General features: G+C 60.4%; 15 protein-coding genes. 4 read left to right on the top strand and 11 right to left on the bottom strand.

Annotation, left to right across the window (positions count from 1 at the left end; genetic code table 11):
• Positions 1-395: 395 nt before the first annotated feature.
• Both gltB and FHT82_RS24430 read left to right on the top strand, forming a co-directional pair.
• Complete coding sequence (gene gltB / locus FHT82_RS24435) at positions 396-5,120, top strand: glutamate synthase large subunit (RefSeq protein ID WP_183735270.1); 4,725 nt, start codon at positions 396-398, stop codon at positions 5,118-5,120.
• Positions 5,121-5,344: 224 nt separating this feature from the next.
• Positions 5,345-6,799: a glutamate synthase subunit beta gene (locus tag FHT82_RS24430; RefSeq protein ID WP_183735465.1), complete on the top strand. Its 1,455-nt coding sequence runs from the start codon at positions 5,345-5,347 to the stop codon at positions 6,797-6,799.
• A gap of 127 nt (positions 6,800-6,926) precedes the next feature.
• Here FHT82_RS24430 and FHT82_RS24425 read toward each other — a convergent pair whose 3' ends face one another.
• The gene (locus FHT82_RS24425; protein WP_183735269.1) at positions 6,927-8,138 is read right to left on the bottom strand and encodes a DUF459 domain-containing protein; all 1,212 of its coding nucleotides are present in this window, start codon (positions 8,136-8,138) and stop codon (positions 6,927-6,929) included.
• Positions 8,139-8,330: 192 nt separating this feature from the next.
• Positions 8,331-9,554: a lytic murein transglycosylase gene (locus FHT82_RS24420; RefSeq protein WP_183735268.1), complete on the bottom strand. Its 1,224-nt coding sequence runs from the start codon at positions 9,552-9,554 to the stop codon at positions 8,331-8,333.
• Between the two features lie 204 nt (positions 9,555-9,758).
• On the opposite strand from FHT82_RS24420, the gene galU reads away from it, so the two are divergent.
• Complete coding sequence (galU, locus tag FHT82_RS24415) at positions 9,759-10,646, top strand: UTP--glucose-1-phosphate uridylyltransferase GalU (RefSeq protein WP_183735267.1); 888 nt, start codon at positions 9,759-9,761, stop codon at positions 10,644-10,646.
• Positions 10,647-10,652: 6 nt separating this feature from the next.
• On the opposite strand, the gene FHT82_RS24410 is transcribed toward galU, so the two are convergent.
• The gene (locus FHT82_RS24410) at positions 10,653-12,188 is read right to left on the bottom strand and encodes an outer membrane beta-barrel protein (protein WP_183735266.1); all 1,536 of its coding nucleotides are present in this window, start codon (positions 12,186-12,188) and stop codon (positions 10,653-10,655) included.
• Positions 12,189-12,332: 144 nt separating this feature from the next.
• Between FHT82_RS24410 and FHT82_RS24405 the strand changes: the two genes are divergently transcribed.
• Positions 12,333-13,328 (top strand): KpsF/GutQ family sugar-phosphate isomerase, encoded by a 996-nt coding sequence (locus FHT82_RS24405; RefSeq protein WP_183735265.1) that lies wholly within the window; start codon positions 12,333-12,335, stop codon positions 13,326-13,328.
• Here the strand turns inward: FHT82_RS24405 and FHT82_RS24400 are convergent, their stop codons facing one another.
• The 8 genes from FHT82_RS24400 to FHT82_RS24365 all read right to left on the bottom strand — a co-directional run bounded on the left by FHT82_RS24400 (position 13,329) and on the right by FHT82_RS24365 (position 20,890).
• On the bottom strand, positions 13,329-13,784 hold the full coding sequence (locus FHT82_RS24400) for an NfeD family protein (protein ID WP_183735264.1): 456 nt from the start codon (positions 13,782-13,784) through the stop codon (positions 13,329-13,331).
• Between the two features lie 3 nt (positions 13,785-13,787).
• Positions 13,788-14,813, bottom strand: coding sequence for an SPFH domain-containing protein (locus FHT82_RS24395; protein WP_183735263.1), 1,026 nt, complete (start codon positions 14,811-14,813; stop codon positions 13,788-13,790).
• 84 nt (positions 14,814-14,897) lie between these two features.
• Positions 14,898-15,161 (bottom strand): hypothetical protein, encoded by a 264-nt coding sequence (locus FHT82_RS24390; protein ID WP_183735262.1) that lies wholly within the window; start codon positions 15,159-15,161, stop codon positions 14,898-14,900.
• A gap of 141 nt (positions 15,162-15,302) precedes the next feature.
• The gene (gene hemH, locus FHT82_RS24385) at positions 15,303-16,334 is read right to left on the bottom strand and encodes a ferrochelatase (RefSeq protein ID WP_183735261.1); all 1,032 of its coding nucleotides are present in this window, start codon (positions 16,332-16,334) and stop codon (positions 15,303-15,305) included.
• 127 nt (positions 16,335-16,461) lie between these two features.
• Complete coding sequence (locus FHT82_RS24380) at positions 16,462-18,378, bottom strand: 5'-nucleotidase C-terminal domain-containing protein (RefSeq protein WP_183735260.1); 1,917 nt, start codon at positions 18,376-18,378, stop codon at positions 16,462-16,464.
• A 174-nt stretch (positions 18,379-18,552) separates the two neighbouring features.
• Positions 18,553-18,873 carry a hypothetical protein gene (locus tag FHT82_RS24375; RefSeq protein ID WP_183735259.1) on the bottom strand — a complete coding sequence of 107 codons (321 nt, stop codon included), beginning with the start codon at positions 18,871-18,873 and terminating at the stop codon, positions 18,553-18,555.
• Positions 18,874-18,902: 29 nt separating this feature from the next.
• The gene (gene omp10 / locus FHT82_RS24370) at positions 18,903-19,271 is read right to left on the bottom strand and encodes an outer membrane lipoprotein Omp10 (protein WP_183735258.1); all 369 of its coding nucleotides are present in this window, start codon (positions 19,269-19,271) and stop codon (positions 18,903-18,905) included.
• Between the two features lie 173 nt (positions 19,272-19,444).
• Positions 19,445-20,890, bottom strand: coding sequence for a homospermidine synthase (locus FHT82_RS24365; RefSeq protein WP_183735257.1), 1,446 nt, complete (start codon positions 20,888-20,890; stop codon positions 19,445-19,447).
• Positions 20,891-21,001 lie beyond the last annotated feature (111 nt).

The raw sequence follows: 21,001 nt of genomic DNA, 5'->3' as shown, positions 1-21,001 counted from the left end.
GTCGCTGTTTTGGCCGATTTGGCAATCTTCCGTCGCAAATTGATGTTTTTTTAAGAGGATGCTCTTGCGAAGAGGAATTGTTTCTGGCATTGAACGGATGAACTAGGACAGGGTTGCTGTCCTATTTTGGCCTTCCCGGCCGAAGAGGCGCCAAAAGCCCTGGCACAGAGCGGCTTTCACGCTATAGTTCTTTCGAGCGCCAAGCCTTCACATGGCGGCGCGCGGAGGCGAATGGCAGGCGCGGAACGCGACGGTTTGCTTTCCTTGAGAAGTAGGTGTCTGCGACCGGATCTTCACAATGCAACAGCGCTGTCACGCGCCGGACCTATCTTCAGGGTGCGGAGCGCGACAAAAAAGCCGCCCGCAGCCCCGCGGGCTTCGACAGGAGGAAGACGATGACGAAGATGACGCCATCCATGGGTATTGACCAGTTCGCAGCAGCAGACGTGCGCGCAACGGCCAATACGCGTAAATCCGCCTCCGGCCTGCCGAAAAAACAGGGGCTTTACGATCCGCGCAACGAACATGACGCCTGCGGTGTCGGCTTCGTCGCGCATATGAAGGGTCAGAAGTCCCACCAGATCGTCAAGGACGGTCTCTTCATCCTCGAAAACCTGACGCACCGCGGTGCCGTCGGCGCCGATCCGCTGATGGGCGACGGCGCGGGTATTCTCGTGCAGATTCCCGATCGCTTCTTCCGTGAGGAGATGGCCAAGCAGGACATTACCCTGCCGAAGGCCGGCGAATATGGCGTTGGCCATATCTTCATGCCGCGTGACGAAAAGCAGATCGAACATTTCAAGAAGGTGATCAAGGACGTCATCACCGAAGAAGGCCAAGTCTTCATCGGCTTCCGCGACGTACCGGTCGACAATTCCTCGCTCTCGAAGGCGCCGGCGATTGCCGCGACCGAGCCGCATCATGTGCAGGTCTTCATTGGTGCCGGCAAGGATGCTGCGACGAACGACGAATTCGAGCGCCGGCTCTTCACCCTTCGCAAGGTCATCTCCAACCGGATCTATGATGAGTTCGACGGTGAAGAGAGCCACTTCTATCCGGTGTCGCTGTCGAGCACGACCGTCGTCTACAAGGGCATGTTCCTGGCTTACCAGGTCGGTGCCTACTATAAGGACTTGTCAGACCCGCGCTTCGAAAGCGCTGTCGCTCTCGTGCACCAGCGGTTCTCGACCAACACCTTCCCGTCCTGGAAGCTTGCGCACCCCTACCGCATGGTCGCCCATAACGGTGAAATCAATACGCTGCGCGGCAACGTCAACTGGATGGCGGCGCGTCAGGCTTCGGTCTCCTCTCCGCTTTTCGGCGAGGATATCTCCAAGCTCTGGCCGATCTCCTATGAGGGCCAGTCGGACACGGCCTGTTTCGATAACGCACTCGAATTCCTCCTGCGCGGCGGTTATTCGCTGTCGCATGCGGTCATGATGCTGATTCCGGAAGCCTGGGCCGGCAATCAGTCCATGTCGCCGGAGCGCAAGGCATTCTACGAATATCATGCCGCTCTCATGGAGCCGTGGGATGGACCGGCAGCCGTTGCCTTCACTGACGGCAAGCAGATCGGTGCTACGCTCGACCGTAACGGTCTGCGTCCGGCCCGCTATCTCGTCACCAATGACGACCGTGTCATCCTCGCTTCCGAAGCCGGCACACTGCCGGTCGCGGAAGAAAACATCATCCAGAAATGGCGCCTGCAGCCGGGCAAGATGCTGCTGATCGACATGGAAGAGGGCCGGATCATCTCTGACGACGAGGTGAAGGCGCAGCTTGCGAACGCTCATCCCTATCGCAGCTGGCTGAACCGCACGCAGCTGATCCTCGAAGACCTGAAGCCGGTCGAACCGCGCGCGCTTCGCCGCGACGTCTCGCTGCTCGACCGCCAGCAGGCCTTCGGCTACACGACCGAGGACACCAGGATCCTGATGTCGCCGATGGCGACGACGGGCCAGGAGGCGATCGGTTCGATGGGCACGGATACGCCGATCTCGGCCATGTCCGAGAAGTCGAAGCTGCTCTATACCTACTTCAAGCAGAACTTTGCGCAGGTGACGAACCCGCCGATCGACCCGATCCGCGAAGAACTCGTCATGAGTCTCGTCTCCTTCATCGGTCCGCGTCCGAACATTCTCGATCATGAAGGCATGGCGAACGCCAAGCGCCTCGAAGTGCGCCAGCCGATCCTGACCAATGGCGATCTCGAAAAGATCCGCTCTATCGGTCATACGGAAGACCGTTTCGACACCAAGACGCTCGACTTCACCTATGATGTGGAGCGGGGCGCCGAAGGCATGCCGGAAATGCTCGATCGCCTCTGCGAGCGTGCGGAAGCAGCCGTCAAGGGTGGCTACAACATCATCGTGCTGTCCGACCGCCAGGTCGGGCCGGACCGGATCGCTATTCCCGCGCTGCTCGCAACCGCTGCCGTGCACCATCACCTGATCCGCAAGGGGCTGCGTACTTCGGTCGGTCTCGTCGTCGAAACCGGCGAGCCGCGCGAAGTGCATCATTTCTGCCTTTTGGCCGGTTACGGCGCCGAAGCGATCAACCCCTATCTCGCCTTCGACACGCTGCTCGACATGCATGCCAAGGGCGAATTCCCGAAGGAAGTCGACGCCAGCGAAGTGGTCTATCGCTACATCAAGGCGGTCGGTAAGGGCATCCTCAAGGTCATGTCCAAGATGGGCATCTCGACCTACCAGTCCTATTGCGGCGCGCAGATCTTCGATGCGATCGGCCTGCAGTCGGAATTCGTCGACAAGTACTTCTTCGGCACGGCGACGACCATCGAAGGTGTTGGTCTCGAAGAGATCGCGCGCGAGACCGTTGTTCGCCACAAGGCAGCCTTCGGCCGCGACCCGATCCTGGCAAGCACGCTCGATATCGGCGGCGAATATGCCTATCGCATGCGCGGCGAAAGCCATGCATGGACGCCGGATGCCGTCGCTGCCCTGCAGCATGCGGTACGTGGCAATGCCGAGGATCGCTACCGCGAATTCGCCGAGATGGTGAACACGTCGGCGCTGCGCATGAACACGATCCGCGGTCTCTTCAAGATCAAGAGCGCGGAGGCGCTCGGCCGCAAACCGGTGTCGCTCGACAGCGTTGAACCGGCAATCGATATTGTCAAGCGCTTCTCCACCGGCGCCATGTCCTTCGGCTCGATCAGCCGCGAGGCACATACGACGCTGGCGATCGCCATGAACCGGATCGGCGGCAAGTCGAACACCGGTGAGGGCGGCGAAGAGAGCGACCGCTACATGCCGCTGCCGGATGGTTCGTCGAACCCCGAGCGTTCGGCCATCAAGCAGATTGCGTCCGGCCGCTTCGGTGTGACGACGGAATATCTCGTCAATGCCGACGTGCTGCAGATCAAGGTCGCGCAGGGCGCCAAGCCCGGCGAAGGCGGTCAGCTGCCCGGCCACAAGGTCGATGCGGTCGTTGCCAAGACGCGTCACTCGACCCCGGGCGTCGGCTTGATCTCGCCGCCGCCGCACCATGACATCTATTCGATCGAGGATCTGGCGCAGCTGATCTACGACCTGAAGAACGTCAATCCAACCTCGGATGTGTCGGTCAAGCTCGTCTCGGAAGTCGGCGTCGGCACGGTTGCTGCCGGCGTTGCGAAGGCGCGCGCCGACCATATCACGGTGTCCGGTTTCGACGGCGGTACGGGCGCTTCGCCGCTCACCTCGCTGAAGCATGCCGGCAGCCCGTGGGAAATAGGTCTTGCCGAAACCCAGCAGACGCTGGTTCTGAACGGTCTGCGCTCGCGCGTCGCCCTGCAGGTCGACGGTGGTCTGAAGACAGGCCGCGACGTTATTATCGGTGCGCTGCTCGGCGCTGACGAATTCGGCTTTGCGACGGCTCCGCTGATTGCTGCCGGCTGCATCATGATGCGCAAGTGCCACCTCAATACCTGTCCGGTCGGCGTGGCGACGCAGGACCCGGTCCTGCGCAAGCGCTTCAAGGGTACGCCCGAGCACGTCGTCAACTATTTCTTCTTCATCGCCAACGAAGTGCGCGAAATTCTGTCCTCCCTCGGCTTCACCAGGCTCGATGAGATCATCGGCGCTTCCGAGCTGCTCGAGAAGGATGAGATGCTGGCGCACTGGAAGGCTAGGGGACTCGATTTCGCGAAGATCTTCCACAAGGTCGATGCACCCAAGGAAGAGACTTACTGGACGACACGCCAGAAGCATCCGATCGACGACATTCTCGACCGCAAGATGATTGCGGCGGCCGAACCGGCGCTGGCGTCGAAGACGCCCGTTGCCTTCGAGGTCGACATCAAGAACGTGGACCGTTCGGCCGGCGCGATGCTCTCGGGCGAAGTGGCCAAGCGTTATAACCATCGCGGCCTGAAGGAAGACACGATCAACGTCACCCTGAAGGGCACGGCGGGGCAGAGCTTCGGCGCGTTCCTGGCGCGGGGCATCACCTTCAACCTCGTCGGCGACGGCAACGACTATGTCGGCAAGGGTCTTTCGGGCGGCAAGATCATCATCCGTCCGCCTGACAATTCGAGGATCGTGGCTGAGAACTCGATCATCGTCGGCAATACGGTGCTCTACGGCGCGACCGAAGGTGAGTGCTACTTCCGCGGTGTCGCGGGCGAGCGCTTTGCCGTTCGTAACTCCGGCGCGATCGCCGTCATCGAGGGCGTGGGCGACCACGGCTGCGAATATATGACGGGCGGCGTGGTTGTCGTGCTCGGCGGAACGGGCCGCAACTTCGCAGCCGGCATGTCCGGCGGCGTGGCCTATGTTCTCGACGAGGCCGGCGATTTCGCCAGCCGCTGCAACATGGCCATGGTCGAGCTCGAGCCGGTTCCGGAAGAGGACGACATGCTGGAGAAGCTGCACCACCACGGCGGCGACCTCATGCACAAGGGACGCGTCGACGTCTCCGGTGACATGACGCGCCACGATGAGGAACGGCTCTACCAGCTGATCTCCAACCACCTGCACTACACGGGCTCTACCCGTGCCAAGGAAATCCTTGAGCACTGGGGTGACTACCGCCCGAAATTCCGCAAGGTCATGCCGGTCGAATATCGCCGCGCGCTTGAGGAAATGGAGCGCAGCCGGATGGGTATCGCTGCCGAGTAATTGCACCGAACAATCCGCCACGCCTCAACAGCGCGTGGCGGATGACTGAAATATCTCAATGACTCAACGACGATCAGCCGCGAGCTTGAAGCTGGCGCGACCGCGTGGATGGAAATCAGGGATATGTTCTGATGACGGTCAAAGCAAACAACCTGCCTCCGCGATCGAGGCTGAACAGACAACTGGCCGCAGGCGAGGCGGTCATGAGGGTAAGGGACGAAAATATGGGTAAGGTAACAGGGTTTCTGGAAATCGATCGGCAGGTAGCGAAGTATCAGCCGGCGTCGGACCGCATCCGGCATTTCCGTGAATTCACGATCCCGATGTCGGACCCGGAAGTGCAGAAACAGGCAGCCCGCTGCATGGACTGTGGCATCCCCTATTGCCACGGCCCGACCGGCTGCCCTGTTCATAACCAGATTCCTGATTGGAACGACCTTGTGTACAATAACAACTGGGAAGCGGCGATCCAGAACCTGCATTCGACCAACAACTTCCCGGAATTTACCGGCCGCGTCTGCCCGGCTCCGTGCGAGGAAGCCTGCACGCTGAACCTCGAAGATGCGCCGGTCGCAATCAAGACGGTCGAACAGGCAATCGCCGACAAGGCCTACGAACTCGGCTTCATCCGTCCGCAGCCGGCGACGATCCATACCGGCAAGAAGGTGGCGATCATCGGCTCCGGTCCCGCCGGTATGGCGGCAGCCCAGCAGCTCGGCCGCGCCGGCCATGATGTGCATGTCTATGAGCGCGAGACAAAGCCGGGTGGCCTGCTGCGCTACGGCATTCCGGACTTCAAGATGGAGAAGAACTTCATCGATCGCCGTGTCGAGCAGATGAAGGGCGAGGGCGTGACCTTCCATTGCGGCGTCAATGTCGGCGTCGACGTCAAGGTCGAACAGCTTCTGGCTGATCATGATGCCGTGCTTTACAGCGGCGGTTCCGAGACACCGCGTGAAGCCGGCATTCCAGGCACCGATCTCGCCGGCGTTCATGACGCGATGCCCTATCTGGTGCAGCAGAACAAGCGCGTCGGCCGTGAAAACATCGACAGCACCGGCTGGCCGTCCGATCCGATCCTGGCCGGCGGCAAGCATGTGGTCGTCGTCGGCGGTGGTGATACGGCTTCGGATTGCGTCGGCACGGCCTTCCGTCAGGGGGCGGTCAAGGTGACCCAGCTCGACATTCGCCCGCAACCGCCGGAGAAGGAAGACAAACTCGCCGTCTGGCCCTTCTGGGCAACGAAGATGCGTACTTCCTCTTCGCAGGCCGAAGGCGCGATCCGCGAATTCCAGGTCGCGACGCTCGAATTCGTCGGTGAAGACGGTGTGCTGACCGGCGTGAAGTGCTGCGAGGTCGACGAGCGCCGCCGCCCGGTTCCGGGAACGGATTTTGTCATCAAGGCGGATCTCGCCTTCATCGCCATCGGCTTCAGCGGCCCGTTCAAAGACAGCGTGCTGAAGGAGCTCGATGGCAAGCTGACGCTCAACACCGACAAGCGTGGCTCGACCAATGTTGTCGCCAACGACCGCGACTACAAGACTTCGGTCGACAAGCTCTGGACGGCGGGCGACGTGCGCCGTGGCCAGTCTCTGGTCGTCTGGGCGATCCGTGAAGGCCGCCAGGCAGCACGCGCCATCGACGAAGCGCTGATGGGCTCGACGGTTCTGCCGCGCTGATTTGCCGGAAGAATTGATCAGGTGATAAACTCCGCCGCATCCCGGCGGAGTTTTTCGTGGTGCGGCCATTTGACTCGCCGGCACTTCAGGCAAGCCTCATGCAAAGGGCCGCTCGGGCGGTCTTTTCTCATTTTATGGAAATTTCCGCCGTCGTCCCCAGCGTCGGCATGCGATAGTCGTCGATGCGACCTGCAGGCGCCGGTGCCATTTCTCCTTGCTCGACCAGGAGATCGCGCGGTGATTTCGTCAGCGTCACAGGCATAGCCCTACTGGCGCCGAGCAATTCGGCTCCACCATCAAGGTTCGGGTCGGACAGGCTGATCGGCTGCGTATGTTCCACCGGATCGGTCGGCAGCGTCAGCGCCGGCAGGTTGCCGGGATCGAGGCGCACGAGGTCGGGACTCGCCTGGGTGCCGAGAATGCGGCGCGCCGGTTTTTCGACATAGAAGGCGAGCTTGCGGCGGCCCGCCTGTGTCAGGTTGATGCCGTCAGTGGTGCGCAGGCGCACTTGCTGGCCGTTGACGTCGGAGCCGGTGACGATGAATTTACCGTTCTCATCCACGAAGCCGTCCCAGATATCGACGAATTCGCCGCCGACGCTTTCCATCTGGTTGCGATAGAGTTGGTTCATCTGCACGGCGTCGGATGTCATCGAATCGGATTCGAAGGCGGGAAGTCCGACCCAGAGCAACGGGATCTTGCGGCTCGTTATTTCCTTGCCGAAGGCCAGCACGCGGCGTTGATATTCGGTGAACCAGCCATCGGTACGGAATTTTTCCTTGCCGGCATCCGTCACCATCTGCTGGCGATCATTGGCGCCGATCATGACGACGACCATCGCCGGCTTCAGCTCGTCGATCATCTTCGGCAATTCGCCGGGCCAGTTGTAATAGTCGTCGCGCACGAGACCCGATGACACATTGCTGCGGGCTTCGACCACGACACCAGGCGAGGTTTCGAAGGCCGCAGTGAGGCCGTCACCGAGGCCACCGGCGAGGAAGTCGCCGACAACAAGGATTTTCTGGGCGCTGTCCAGCTTTTGAACAACCGGCTCAGCCGGCGTTACGGGCGCCGTTCGGGTCGGGGTTACGGCCTTCTGTGCCGCTGGCGGGCGCCGGCGCTGCTGCTGCCGTCTCGGCTGGTCCCGCATTTCGGGCTGCGGATTCTCATCGATGTAGCGGCGCCCGAGAAAGAAATCGAGGATGGACCGGCGCTGGTAGCGAAGCTCCTGCGCTTCGGCATAGTGCACCGGCACCATCGAAGCGAGGCAAAGGGAAAGCGCGGCTGCGGCAAACGCAAGCCCGCGAATCCATCTGGTCCGGTCAGTTTTTTTCGTCATCGGGCAGTTCCGCATCTGCCGGGCATCTTGCATAGGCAGCGGCTTTCCGTCCACTCCACATCATTATTTAGGTCGCGCTTTTCCCGCTTCTACAGCATCGGCCCGAAAATCGGAATCGATTTTCGGAAAGCCTGATCCGTAGATTCAAAGGGATAGAGCGTCCTTTGTGCGTCCGATAGGACGCACGGCGCTCTAGCGGCGCAGCGCGTGGAGAAGCGAAAGTGATGGCTCGCCATCCGGCTGCATACCGATACGCTCCTGCACGGCGGCGATCGCAGCCTTGGAGCCAGAACCGAAATTGCCGTCGACATCGCCACTGTAATAGCCGAGCGTCTTCAAACGCGTCTGCAGTTCGAACTTTTCGGTGATGTCGAGCGCGCCTTCCGGGCGCGGCCAGCGCTGCTGCATGCCGCCATAGCCGGCGATCTGGTCTGCGAGCAGGCCGACGGCGAGTGCATAGCTGTCGGAGGCATTGTAGTTCTTGATCGTGAAGAAGTTGGCCGTCATCAGGAAACCTGGACCATCGGAACCGGCCGGCATCTTCAAGACAGCGCGGCTGCCCCCATCCTTGAAGGGCTTACCGCTCGGGCGTTTGAGACCGAGCGCTGCCCACTGGGCAAGCGTGTGCGTCTTGCCGACCTGCTTTGTCGCAGAAGCAGGTACTGCGACCTCGTAACCCCAGGTTCTGCCGGCATCCCAGCCATTCTTCATCAGAAGATTCGCCGAGGTCGCCAGCGCATCGGGCACGGAATTCCAGATGTCGCGATGGCCATTGCCATCCGCGTCGACCGCGTAAAGAAGATAGCTCGTCGGGATGAATTGGGTGTGGCCCATGGCGCCGGCCCAGGAGCCAGTCATCTCCCTGGCTGGGACGTCACCGTTCTGCAGGATCTTCAAAGCTGCGATCAACTGCTTCTTGGCGTATTTACCGCGCTTGGGATCGGCATAGGCAAGGGTGGCCAGTGCTCGCGGCACATAGTGAAGACGCTCATCTTTTGCGAGAACGGCGCCGTAATTTGATTCCATCGACCAGATCGCCAGCAGAATCGACTTGTCGACGCCGAACTGGCGCTGGATGGCATCGAGCGTCCTGGCATGTTTGGCAGCCATCTTGCGGCCGATTTCCACAGTGTAGGGGTTGACGCGGGAATCGACATAGTCCCAAATCTTCGATGTAAATTCAGGCTGATAGGTGGCCTTTTCGAGGACTGTGGGATCGGGTTCGCTTACCCCAGAAAAGGCTTTTTGGTACGTTGCCTTACTGATGCCACTCTGAGCAGCAGTTTGGTAGAAGTCCGCGATCCACTTCTGGAACCGGGCATCGGCTTTTGCGTTATTGGGGGCCAGTCCAGCCGCGGTGGCGACAACGATGGCGAGAGCAAGACCACGAAGGGAGTTTGTGTATTTCTGGGTCATCGGCAGTCGTATCCGTCATCTTCAGTTTTAGCCAAGGCGGTACGTCATGCCCGCTCTACGCCGAAATTACAGGAACGGAGTCAACAAATTCTTTACCATGGGCGGCCGGGGCAGTCACCATTTGCAAAACGGTAGCAATTCTATACTAGTTCAAATCGATATAGCGTTTAGGTAAAAGCGGTATAGTCAAAACAGGAGATCGGTGTGGCTCAGCATAAGAAAGTTCGTAAGGCAGTATTTCCAGTCGCGGGACTGGGAACGCGGTTCCTTCCGGCTACCAAAGCGGTTCCGAAGGAAATGCTGACTGTTGTCGACAAGCCAATTATTCAGTATGTCGTCGACGAAGCACTTGAAGCAGGCATTGAACATCTAGTATTTGTTACTGGCCGTAACAAGCACGTCATCGAAGACTACTTCGATATTCATTTCGAACTTGAGCAGACGCTCAAGGAGCGCGCCAAGAAGGCGGAAATCACCCTCCTGCAGCAGCAGCTTCCCAAGGCAGGCACGGTGAGCTTTACCCGTCAGCAGGAGCCGCTCGGCCTCGGCCACGCCGTCTGGTGCGCCCGCGAGATCGTCGGCGACGAGCCTTTCGCGCTGCTTCTGCCCGACATGATCATGAAGGACAAAAAAGGCTGCATGAAGGGCATGATTGAGCTCTACGAGCACAGCGGTGGCAACATTATCGCTGTCGAGGAATGTGCTCCCGATCAGGCTCACAAATACGGCATCGTCGGCGTTGGTGATGCGATCGGCGAAGGCTTCCGCATCACAGGCATGGTGGAAAAGCCGGCCAAGGGCACCGCTCCTTCCAACTTCTTCATCAACGGTCGCTACATCCTGCAGCCGGAAGTCTTCAAGATCCTGGAAAGCCAGGAACGCGGCGCCGGCAACGAGATCCAGCTCACCGACGGCATGCTGAAGCTGCTCAAGGAACAGGATTTCGCAGGCTATCACTTCAAGGGCGAGACTTACGACTGCGGTGCCAAGGATGGTTTCATCCTCGCCAACGTTGCCTTTGCTCTCGAGCGTGCGGACATTCGCCCGAGCGTCGAAGACGGCTTCAGGAACCTGCTCGCCCGTCTGAACTAAGCTTGTTCAGCGCTTCAATTTGAGACCGACGCCGGCTCGCCATTGCTGCGAGTCGTCGCCTTCCTTGCGTGTCGTCAGCTCGTAGCCAAGCGTGCTGGTGAAGTCGAGGTAACGGTTGATATTCCAGACAAGACCAGACGAGGCAGTGTAAACCGTCTCGTCACTTATGGTGCTGCCGCTCGGATAATCGCGCAGCGTCACGCCGCCGATGACCGTCCCCACCAGATAGTCGCGCAGCTGATGATCAACTGTTGTCGTCAGCTGATGCGAGACATAGCCGCTGTCGCCTGCCGAGGTGGAAGGCTGGATGCTGGTCTGGAGATTGAGATTGACATTCGTTCCGCGGATCGGCGACCAGAGCAGGCTGGCATCGAGTATTGCCGTATCGATCGGTTTCAGCCTGTTGTCATCGAAGTTCGCCGTTGCATAACCGACCGCAACCTCGCCCTTGAGCTTTTCGCCCATATCGACCTGCACGCCGCCCTTGGCGCCGTAGCTATCTCCCGAACGCTGGTAACCCGAGGAATCGGTGCGTTCGTCATAATTGGTTTTGCCAACTGACGCTTCGATGAACGGAATGAGTGCCGGCGACAGTTCATAGCCGATACGGCCGCGCACCGTGCCTGTCGTCTGATTGCGGTCGCTCAGCGAAACCGTCGTGCCGTTCGAGAGCGTGGCGTCCGAATAGATCGAGCGGAAGAGTGCAACGGCGGCCGTGCCGCGCAAGATCCCGAAATCGTGCTCGATGGAAGCACCGCCGGTAAATACCTGCACATCGGACTGCTGATCGGCGTTGGGGATCGCGTCCGGATCATCCGTATCCTCGCGATAGAAATTATAGCCGCCGGTGATGTGGCCGACCGTGTCGCGCGACAGGTCCAGCCGCAGATCGCCATCGATCTTGAAGGAAGGCTGCTCTTCACCCTCGCCGCTGATGTTTTTCTGCCAGGCGCCCGCGGAGATGACGGTCAACTGATGCCGGCTCCAGTCGGAGGTCAGCGTCGCGCCCACATCGGTTTCGAGGAAGCCGCGGCTCTTTTTTGTGCCGCCGTCCTTCGTGATCTCGCTGTTGATCGTCTGGGTGACGCTTGGGCGCAGCACGAAGCTGCCGAGGGGGATGCCCGGCGTTTCTTCGGTCGAGGCGCTTGCCGGCACTTTTCGCGTTGACGTTTCGTCAAAGCGCGGCTCGCGAGTGTTCAGCCTGCGCATATCCTCGTCGAGGATTGCGCCGGTAATCTCGTCATCGGTCTGCGTCGCCAAGGCAGGTGCTGCGACCGAATCTGCGCCTTGGGCGGCGGCATTGGCGGGAGCGGCCGTGGTGTCGCCTGCGTCACCGAAGTCCGGCGCATTGTTCGCGCCGGCGCGCTGTGTGGCGGAGGTAGCCCCGGTGCGCGAATTCGTAGTGCTTGCCGATTGCTGCTGCGATGTCGTCTGTTGCGCATCAGCGACCGGTGCAATCAGCAGGCCGATAGCCGCAACGGAGACGGCACGGCTCATGGCGCGGAGCGGCGTCACACTGCTCGTCTGTTTTCCCTGGCCCATTCAAATCCGCGCCTGAAATGCTTTTAAGTCTTACCCAAGCGTAAAGCCTTGTGGTTAACCATTCGTTGCCGTGCGGGCCGCGCGTTCATACATGGGAAACATTGTCGGGTGGACAGGCAAAGTGAAAAGGTCTAACGCATTGCCATGATCAGGAGAGCGGTGAAACTCGTCGAAAACAGCGTGCTGGAGTCGGGCAAGCGCACGATCAGCATCGAAAGACGCGCCCTCGAGGCGCTCGAACGCGCTTTCGATGATGGGCTGGCTGGACCCTTTGCCCGTGCGGTCGAGATGATCGGCGAGAATTCCGGCCGCGTGATCGTGACCGGCGTCGGCAAAAGCGGCCATATCGGCACGAAGATCGCTGCCACTTTCGCTTCCACAGGCACACCTGCCTTTTTCGTGCATGCGGCGGAAGCCAATCACGGCGATCTCGGCATGATCGCCGGCGACGATCTGGTGCTGGCGATCTCCAAAGGCGGTGAAAGCGCGGAACTGAAGAGCATCATTTCCTACACGCGGCGTTTTTCCATTCCGCTGATTGCAATGACTTGCAGCCCGCAGTCCTCACTGGCAACGGCCGCCGATATCGTGCTGCTGATCCCCAACGAGGAAGAGGCCTGTCCGAATGGGCTGGCGCCAACCACATCGACGATGATGCAGCTTGCGCTCGGCGACGCGCTGGCGATTGCGCTTCTTGACGCGCGTGGCTTCACGGCGACGGATTTCCATGTCTTCCATCCCGGTGGCAAGCTGGGTGCGAGCCTGATGCATGTTACCGACATCATGCATACGGGTGACCGCCTGCCGCTGGTCCCGAAGGGCACGTCCGTGCCGGAGGCGATCAAAGTGTTGTCGCACAAGCATTTCGGCTGCGTCGGCGTGCTGGATGCCGAAGGCCGGCTTTGCGGCATCGTCACGGATGGTGACATGTCCCGCAACCTCAGCCGCAATCTTGCGGAGCTGACGGTCGACGACATCATGACGCGCGCGCCGAAGACGGTCAGGCCGACGATCCTGGCGACGGCAGCCCTGGCGCTGCTCGAGCAATACAAGATCGGCGCGCTTATCGTCACCGACGACGACCAGCGTCCGATCGGCCTGGTTCACTTCCACGATCTCTTGCGGATCGGCGTCGCCTGATCAGATCGGCTCTACCGTCAGGTCGCGACCGTTGCTGGAAACGACCCTGACTTGGGTTCCAGCCGGAAGATCCGGCCCCATCACCCGCCACGTCGTATCGTCGAGGCGAATGCGGCCGCGGCCTTCGCGGATCGGTTCGTGCAGTGTGGCTGTGCGGCCGACGAGGCTCGCGCCGCGCTGGTTGAGGAAAGGTTCGTCGGTCTTGCTGTTGCGCAGCGTCAACCGCCGCCCGACGAGTGTGGAGATGACCGCAAAGGCGGCGAAGAGAAGCGCCTGAAGCTGCCAGACCCAGAAAGCGGTATCCCAGAAGAGCAGCGACAACGCGCCGACGCTAAGTGCTGCAAGGCCGATCCAGACCAGAAAGAAGCCCGGCGCGACCAATTCGGCGGCAAGCAGCGCCAGGCCTGCTACCCACCAGCTCCACGGCCCAAGTTCGCCGACGATCTTCGCCAGCATGGCTCAGCTCTCCGGATTGGGATTGAAGGGATTGGGTGGAACCGGGCTGACGGGCGGCGTCGAGCGCGCGGGACTGGGGCGGGGGCGCGGAGGCGGAGGTGGATTGCTGCTGTCGCCAAAGACCTCGCGGGCAATCGCGCCGATGCCGCCGAGCGAGCCGAGAATGGAGGAGGCCTCCATCGGCATCAGCACGACCTTGGCATTGTTCGCCTGGCCGATCGAGGTCAGTGCTTCGGTGTATTTCTGCGCCACGAAATAGTTGATTGCCTGGATGTTGCCGGCGGCGATCGCTTCCGAGACCATCTTCGTCGCCTTGGCTTCTGCTTCGGCCAAACGCTCGCGGGCTTCGGCATTGCGGAAGGCCGCTTCGCGCTGGCCTTCGGCCTGAAGGATGGCGGACTGCTTGGCGCCTTCGGCTCTCAGGATCTGCGCGTTGCGCGAACCTTCAGCTTCTAGCACCTGGGCACGTTTCTCGCGCTCGGCCTTCATCTGGCGGGCCATCGCATCGACGAGATCGCGCGGCGGCTGGATATCCTTGATCTCGACGCGAGTGACCTTGATGCCCCAGGGCTGCACGGCCTCGTCCACGACGCGCAGCAGCCGATCGTTGATCGCATCGCGATTGGAGAGCAGCTCATCCAGATCCATGGAGCCCATGACAGAGCGAATATTGGTCATGGTGAGGTTCAGGATCGCATTTTCCAGGTTGGAAACCTGATAGGCGGCCTGAGCGGCATTCAGCACCTGGTAGAAGGACACGGCATCGGCAGAGACCGAGGCATTGTCCTTGGTAATCACCTCCTGGGTCGGCACGTTCAGCACCTGCTCCATCACGTTCATCCGGGCGCCGACGCGCTCGATGAAAGGGGTGATCAGGTTCAGGCCGGGTTCCAGCGTACGCGTATAGCGGCCGAAGCGCTCGATCGTGTAGCGATAACCCTGCGGAACCGTCTTGATACCCGCAAAGAGCACCAGGATGACGAAAATCACCAATACGATCACGAGAATATCGAAGCCGCTCAGCAGCATGTATTCCTCCCTCAGCCCACCTATCTGACGTGGTGAGTTAGCACGTTCTTTGCAAGGACGGAATGACGGGTCTCGCCTGTCAAATCAGGGTGATAGGCCGACGTCGTCCAGGTCGCTCTTTGTGATGTAGCCACCCATCAGGCAATTTGTGAGGAATGGCTGATCGTCCGGGCTCAGATTGCTGGCCTTGACGTCGCGCAGGCGGAGCTGGCAGGCCACCTGACCGACGATGCCGTTGGGTGGCCCGCCGCGATGCATCCGTTGATATTGCTCCCAAGCGAGATAACCGCCACCCGCAATGACAAGCACACAGGCAAAGACAATCAATTTTCTGAAACCTGCAGTCATGAAATACGTCCAGATGAATAAGCCTCAGACCGGGAACCTGCGCACCGCAGTTGCGGTCGCTGGCTTCGGCCCTTCCGTAGATCTGGGGCGAAGGACGTCTTTATCTATTGCAGTGCGCCAGAAAATCTGCCGCCAGGCTGATCATGCCCAGCCCAACAGCTCGCGACGCACGACCTTCTCCAGCACCTGCATGCCGTCCTCGCTGTCATTCAGGCAGGGAATATGCGTGAAGTGCTCGCCGCCATTGTGCTTGAAAGAATGGGCGGCCTGTTCCGCGATCTCCTCCAGCGTCTCCAGACAGTCGGAAACGAAGCCGGGGTTCATGACGGCGATGCGCTTGACGCCGTCCTGCGCCAGCTTCTCGACGGTCTTGTCGGTATAGGGCTGCAGCCATTCTTCCGGTCCGAAGCGGGATTGGAAGGTGACCATGAAGTTCTCTTTCGTGAGCCCTAGACGCTCACGCAACAGGCGGCCGGTTTTCTGGCACTGACAGTAATAGGGATCGCCCTGCTGGGAATAGGAGAGTGGAATGCCGTGGAAGGAGGCAAGCAGCATCTCCGGCTTCCAGTCGAGAGTAGCGAGATGCTGCTCGACGGATTTTGCGAGCACTTCGATATAGGTCTCGTCGTCGTGATAATCCGGCACCGTGCGCAGCGCCGGCTGCCAGCGCATGGCGAGCAGCTTCTGGAAGGCCTTGTCGTTGACGGTTGCCGTGGTGGCGGCCGCATATTGTGGATAGAGCGGAAAGAGCAGGATGCGGTCGCAACCTTCGTCCTTCAGCGCTTCGATGCGCGAGGGGATCGATGGGGTTCCGTAGCGCATCGCCCAATCGACCTTGACGTTGGGCAGGTCCTTCAGGCGTTCAGCCATGAAGTCGGACTGGTTGCGGGTATAGGTGCGCAGCCAGCTTTCGTTCAGATCCTTGTTCCAGATCGTCTCATAGGCCTTGCCGACCTTTTGCGGGCGCGTGTTGAGGACGATGCCGAACAGGATCGGGTACCACTTCCAGGGCGACCATTCGATGACGCGTTTGTCGGTCAGGAATTCGCGCAGGTAGCGGCGCATGGACGTATAATCGGTGCCGTCAGGCGTGCCAAGATTGACCAGCAGGACGCCGACCTTGCCGAATTTGACGGCGGGATGGTCCGCCGGGCGGAGTGAAGTATCTGTCATTCTTGCCCCAACGCGCTTTTCGTGTCTCGCCGGCTCATACGCAGCCGGCCGATCACGGTTCACCCTATAAGAAGAAAAGCCGGCCCGGGGAACCCCGGACCGGCTCTCATGATCGGGACAAATCGTCTTACTTGGCCGGAACCTGGATTTCCTCGCCGATCCGCAGATGACGCGGGTTCGGGCTGCCGTTGGCTTCGGACAATCTGCGCCATTCGGCGCCGTCGCCATAGAAGGTTTTGGCGAGATCCCAGAGAGTATCGCCGGCAACGATGACGTGGGTCGAAGGTGTTGATGGTGCGGAGGTTGCCGGCGCCGGTGTCGCCGGAGCAGGGGCGGCGGGCGCCGGTGTCGGAGCCGGTTCAGCCGAAGGGGCTGGCGCTGTAGGGGCGGGGGCCGGTTCGCTAGAAGGAGCCGGCTCGGTGGAGGGAGCGGGTGCCGCCTGCGCGATTTCGGTGACGCGGCCGTCCGTATAGGGCTTATACGGCGAATGCGCAGCGATATATTCGGCGGTCACATCGGCTAGGTCCGGACCGTAGTCATAGGCATTCTGGCCATCCTTGAAGGCGACATAACCGTCGCCGCCAGCGCGCATGAAATTGTTGGTGGCAACGCTGTAGGTCTTGGCATTGTCGATCGGCACGAAGCTGTCGCCGTCCTTGACCTGGACGTCGCTGACGCGGCTGCCGACCGGCTTCGACTGGTCGAAGGAGAATTTCAGGCCGGCGACCTGTGGGAAACGACCGGCGCCCTGATCAACCTGGCTAACGCCGTTCTCAAGCGCCTTGATGATGTCGGCGCCCGTCAACTCGAAGGTTGCAAGCGTATTCTGGAAGGGCAGCACGGTGATGACTTCGCCTTGCGTGACGTCGCCGCCATCGATGGAAGCGCGCAGGCCGCCGCCGTTCTGGATGGCGATGGTCACGCCCTGGTTCCTGGTGCGGTCGAGCATGGCGTCGGCCACCAGATTGCCCATCGAGCATTCCTTGGCGCGGCAGACCTTGCGGTCGCCTTCGATCGGGCCTTCGGAGGAGCCGATCACCTTCTTGCGCAGTTCTTCAATCGGCTTTGCCAGTTCGACAATGCGTGCCGCGACGGCCGGATCGGGTGTGAAGGAGGAATCGATCAGGATGGGATCGCCCTTGGCATCCTTGACGACGCCGTTGTCATCGAAGTTCACGACGAGATCGCCGAGATACTTGCTGTAGGAGGCTGCCTGCACTACCGGCACCTTGTAGCCGCCGGGGTTGTCGACCATTGTCGGGTAGGGGCCTTCGGCCTTCGGGTCGGTGTTCGAGAGCAGGCTGTGCGAATGGCCGCCAACGACCACGTCGACATCGGGGATCTTGGCAATCAGGGCAAGGTCGCGCGGGTAGCCGACATGGGTGAGCGCAATGATCTTATTGACGCCTTCGCCCTTCAGTTTCTCGACCTCTGCCGTGATGCTCTTGATGTCATCGGCAATCGTCACGTTCGGGCCGGGCGAGGAAAGCTCCGGCGTATCGTTGGTGACGGCGCCGACGATGCCGATCTTCTGACCGCCGACATCAAGCACGAGGGAAGGCTTGACGCGGTCGCCGATCTTGGAGGCGGCACTTGCCTTGACGTTGGCGGTGACGACCGGGAATTGCACCTTGTCGAGGAAGGTTGCGAGCCCATCCTCGCTGTCGTCGAATTCATGATTGCCGACCGTCATGGCGTCGAACTTCATGAGGTTCAGCATTTCGGCTTCAGCTGCGCCCTTGTAGGTCGTGTAGAAGAGCGAACCCTGGAAGTTGTCGCCGGCGTTGAGCAGCAGCGTGTTTTTACCTGTCAAGGCTTGGCGGCGCTGGTCGATGGCGACCTTCAGCCGTGCGGCTCCGCCGAAGCACTCGTTCTTGCCTTCTTCCTCGGCAGAGCACGTGGAATCGAACTTGTTGATCGATTCGATGCGCGAGTGGAAATCGTTGATATGAAGGATATTGAGTTCGTAATCTGCAAATGCGGCGCTTGTGCTCAGCGCCAGAATAGACGCTGTCAAAAGACCGAAGCTGAAAGACTTCGTCATCCCTGTTCTCCTGATTGAGGGCGAAGATCCCCCTGATCTTCGCCGATCCCTTCCATAGTTCGTCGGGGCAGTTTCCCGGCGTGCGGATGTTCCATCAGACGATGCACGGCCGCAAGGGAAAGCTGGGCCAAGGGAGGCGCTTTCCAAGGGGAGGTGGGCAAAAAAGCCGACTGGCTATCCCACGCATTCGTGGTCGGCGACGTTTCGGTAGAGTTCGTGCGCGGCCTCTGCGATGTTGGGAAGTGTGGCGAGCGCGATGATCAAGCAAAGAAGGGAGACGACGCGGTGAGAGCGCCGACCGGCCCGATAGGCAAGGAATGCGCCTGCGCCATAGATCAGGACTGCCGGCAAGGCGAAGATCAGCACCTGCAGCGGCCCGTCGCAATCGGGAGCCGCGATGCCCTGTGCACGATAGACGTTGACCGGTAAGACGACGGCAAGTGCCGCAAGCGGCGTTGCGAGCAACAGGGCAAGGCAACCGGCGAAAGCCCGCATAGTGCTTAGCCCACGCCCATCTGCTCTTTTCAGCTGCGGCGCGTCAGGACGAACTGCGCGCCGGCATCCGAGGTGCAGTTTAGCTGGCTTGTCGTGACGAGGGCGCAATTGACCTTCGACTGGGTGTTGCGAACCAGCGAAGTCATGTTGATTTCCACCAGCGATGGCGAGGTTTTGATATAGGTGCCGGAGGCCAGAAGCTGGTTGCTGTCAGTCGTGCGCGTGGTGAAGGTGCCGCCCTGGAAGGTGGAGACGATACCGTTCGGATCGGCCCAGGTTCCTTCGACACCGGCGGGAGCGGGTCCTGACGCGACGGGGAGGGGGCGCGGGCCGGAGGAGACACAGGCGGCAAGAGCTGCCGATGCAACCACAAGAACGAGACCAGTTCTGATTTTCATAGGGCTTCTCCCGGCGAATCTAGGCGGAAACTATCCGCAACAGTCCGCCAAAAACATGGCGCGGGCCTTCTGCGAAGGCAAGCCTTCGGCGGCAGACGACCGGCATTTAGACAGCAGGCGTTACAAAAATGCCCGCCTTGCAGCGGGCATCTTCGAAAGCATTACGACAGGACTCAGCGAACGAGGATGTTCTTGAACTGCCACGGATCCTTGGTGTCGATGTCTTCCGGGAACAGGCCCGGACGACCGTCGAGTGGGGTCCAGTCGGTGTAGTGGCCTTCGACCGGGCCGAGATAAGGCAGCTGCACTTCGAGGCAGCGCCTGTAATCCATCTCGTCGGCTTCGACGATGCCGGCCTTCGGGTTTTCGAGAGCCCAGACCATGCCGGCGAGAACGGCAGAAGTCACCTGCAGGCCGGTTGCATTCTGGTAGGGAGCGATGCGGCGGGTTTCTTCCAGCGACAGGCGCGAACCGTACCAGTAGGCGTTCTTGTCGTGGCCATAGAGCAGCACGCCGAGCTCGTCGACGCCGTCGACCAATTCGTTCTCATCGAGAACGTGATGGACTGGCTGTGCCGTACCGCCGTTGCCGAACATCTCATGCAGCGAGAGAACGGCGTCATTGGCCGGATGGTAGGCATAGTGGCAGGTCGGACGATAGGTGACGTCGCCGTCCTTGTCTCTTACCGAGAAGAAATCGGCGATCGAGATCGACTCGTTGTGAGTGACGAGGAAGCCGTATTGAGGGCCGGGCGTCGGGCACCAGGTGCGTACGCGGGTGTTGGCGCCGGGCTGCTCCAGGAAGATAGCGGCTTTGGAGCCCTTCTTGTGCTTCTTGGCGTTCTTCGGCATCCAGTTTTCATGGGTGCCCCAGCCGAGTTCTGCCGGCTGCAGGCCTTCGGAGATGAAGCCTTCGACCGACCAGGTGTTCCAGAATACGTTGAGCGGCTTCGGATGGATGGTGCGCTGCGTGTCGCGTTCGGCGATATGGATGCCCTTGACGCCGACCTTCTTCATGAGCTTTGCCCATTCTTCGCGGTCGTCCTGGCCCGGCTCGTCGAACTTCAAGCCGATATCCTTGGCGAGGTTGAGCAGCGCCTGCTTGACGAACCAGGAGACCATGCCCGGATTTGCGCCGCAGGTGGAAACGGCTGTGGTGCCGCCCGGGTTCTTGGCCTTTTCCTTGCGAACGGTTTCGCGCAGAGCGTAGTTGGTGCGCTCCTCGTTCTTCATGTCCTTGTCGAAGTAGAAGCCGAGCCAGGGCTCGACGACGGTATCGATATAAAGCACGTCAAGCTTGCGGCAGAGCTTGATAATGTCGAGCGACGAGGTATCGACGGAGAGGTTGACGCAGAAGCCCTGGCCTTCGCCTTCGGTCAGCAGCGGCTTCAGCAGTTCCTTGTAGTTGTCCTTCGTCACATATGCCTGAATGTGCTTGACGCCGTGCTTTTCCAGAATGTGGGCATCGTCCGTGCGCGGGTCGATGACGACCATCCGGCTCTTGTCGAATTTGAAATGGCGCTCGATCAGGGGCAGCGTGCCGCGGCCGATGGAACCAAAGCCGATCATGACGATCGGACCGGTAATTTCGCCATATACCGGATAGTTCTGTTCCGTCATTCTTTTCTCCTGTTGGAAGGGAACGAAGGCCTTTAGCCTAAAGAATTCATATGAAAATGCCGCGAAGCTCGCGAAGTGACCGGCTCTAATCACAAAATGGCGTCACAATAA

This window comes from Rhizobium sp. BK275 (genome assembly GCF_014193555.1).
Lineage (GTDB): Bacteria > Pseudomonadota > Alphaproteobacteria > Rhizobiales > Rhizobiaceae > Rhizobium.
The sequence above is the reverse complement of the archived record's forward strand: the minus strand, read 5'-3'. Positions and strand labels throughout refer to the sequence as shown.

What these genes read in the sequence shown, in the direction of transcription:
- omp10 (WP_183735258.1), bottom strand. Translation starts at nt 19,271, where the DNA reads ATGAAAATCAGAACTGGTCTCGTTCTTGTGGTTGCATCGGCAGCTCTT.
- FHT82_RS24425 (WP_183735269.1), bottom strand. Translation starts at nt 8,138, where the DNA reads ATGACGAAAAAAACTGACCGGACCAGATGGATTCGCGGGCTTGCGTTT.
- FHT82_RS24375 (WP_183735259.1), bottom strand. Translation starts at nt 18,873, where the DNA reads ATGCGGGCTTTCGCCGGTTGCCTTGCCCTGTTGCTCGCAACGCCGCTT.
- FHT82_RS24420 (WP_183735268.1), bottom strand. Translation starts at nt 9,554, where the DNA reads ATGACCCAGAAATACACAAACTCCCTTCGTGGTCTTGCTCTCGCCATC.
- FHT82_RS24405 (WP_183735265.1), top strand. Translation starts at nt 12,333, where the DNA reads ATGATCAGGAGAGCGGTGAAACTCGTCGAAAACAGCGTGCTGGAGTCG.
- FHT82_RS24430 (WP_183735465.1), top strand. Translation starts at nt 5,345, where the DNA reads ATGGGTAAGGTAACAGGGTTTCTGGAAATCGATCGGCAGGTAGCGAAG.
- gltB (WP_183735270.1), top strand. Translation starts at nt 396, where the DNA reads ATGACGAAGATGACGCCATCCATGGGTATTGACCAGTTCGCAGCAGCA.
- FHT82_RS24365 (WP_183735257.1), bottom strand. Translation starts at nt 20,890, where the DNA reads ATGACGGAACAGAACTATCCGGTATATGGCGAAATTACCGGTCCGATC.
- FHT82_RS24380 (WP_183735260.1), bottom strand. Translation starts at nt 18,378, where the DNA reads ATGACGAAGTCTTTCAGCTTCGGTCTTTTGACAGCGTCTATTCTGGCG.
- FHT82_RS24410 (WP_183735266.1), bottom strand. Translation starts at nt 12,188, where the DNA reads ATGGGCCAGGGAAAACAGACGAGCAGTGTGACGCCGCTCCGCGCCATG.
- FHT82_RS24400 (WP_183735264.1), bottom strand. Translation starts at nt 13,784, where the DNA reads ATGCTGGCGAAGATCGTCGGCGAACTTGGGCCGTGGAGCTGGTGGGTA.
- FHT82_RS24395 (WP_183735263.1), bottom strand. Translation starts at nt 14,813, where the DNA reads ATGCTGCTGAGCGGCTTCGATATTCTCGTGATCGTATTGGTGATTTTC.
- hemH (WP_183735261.1), bottom strand. Translation starts at nt 16,334, where the DNA reads ATGACAGATACTTCACTCCGCCCGGCGGACCATCCCGCCGTCAAATTC.
- FHT82_RS24390 (WP_183735262.1), bottom strand. Translation starts at nt 15,161, where the DNA reads ATGACTGCAGGTTTCAGAAAATTGATTGTCTTTGCCTGTGTGCTTGTC.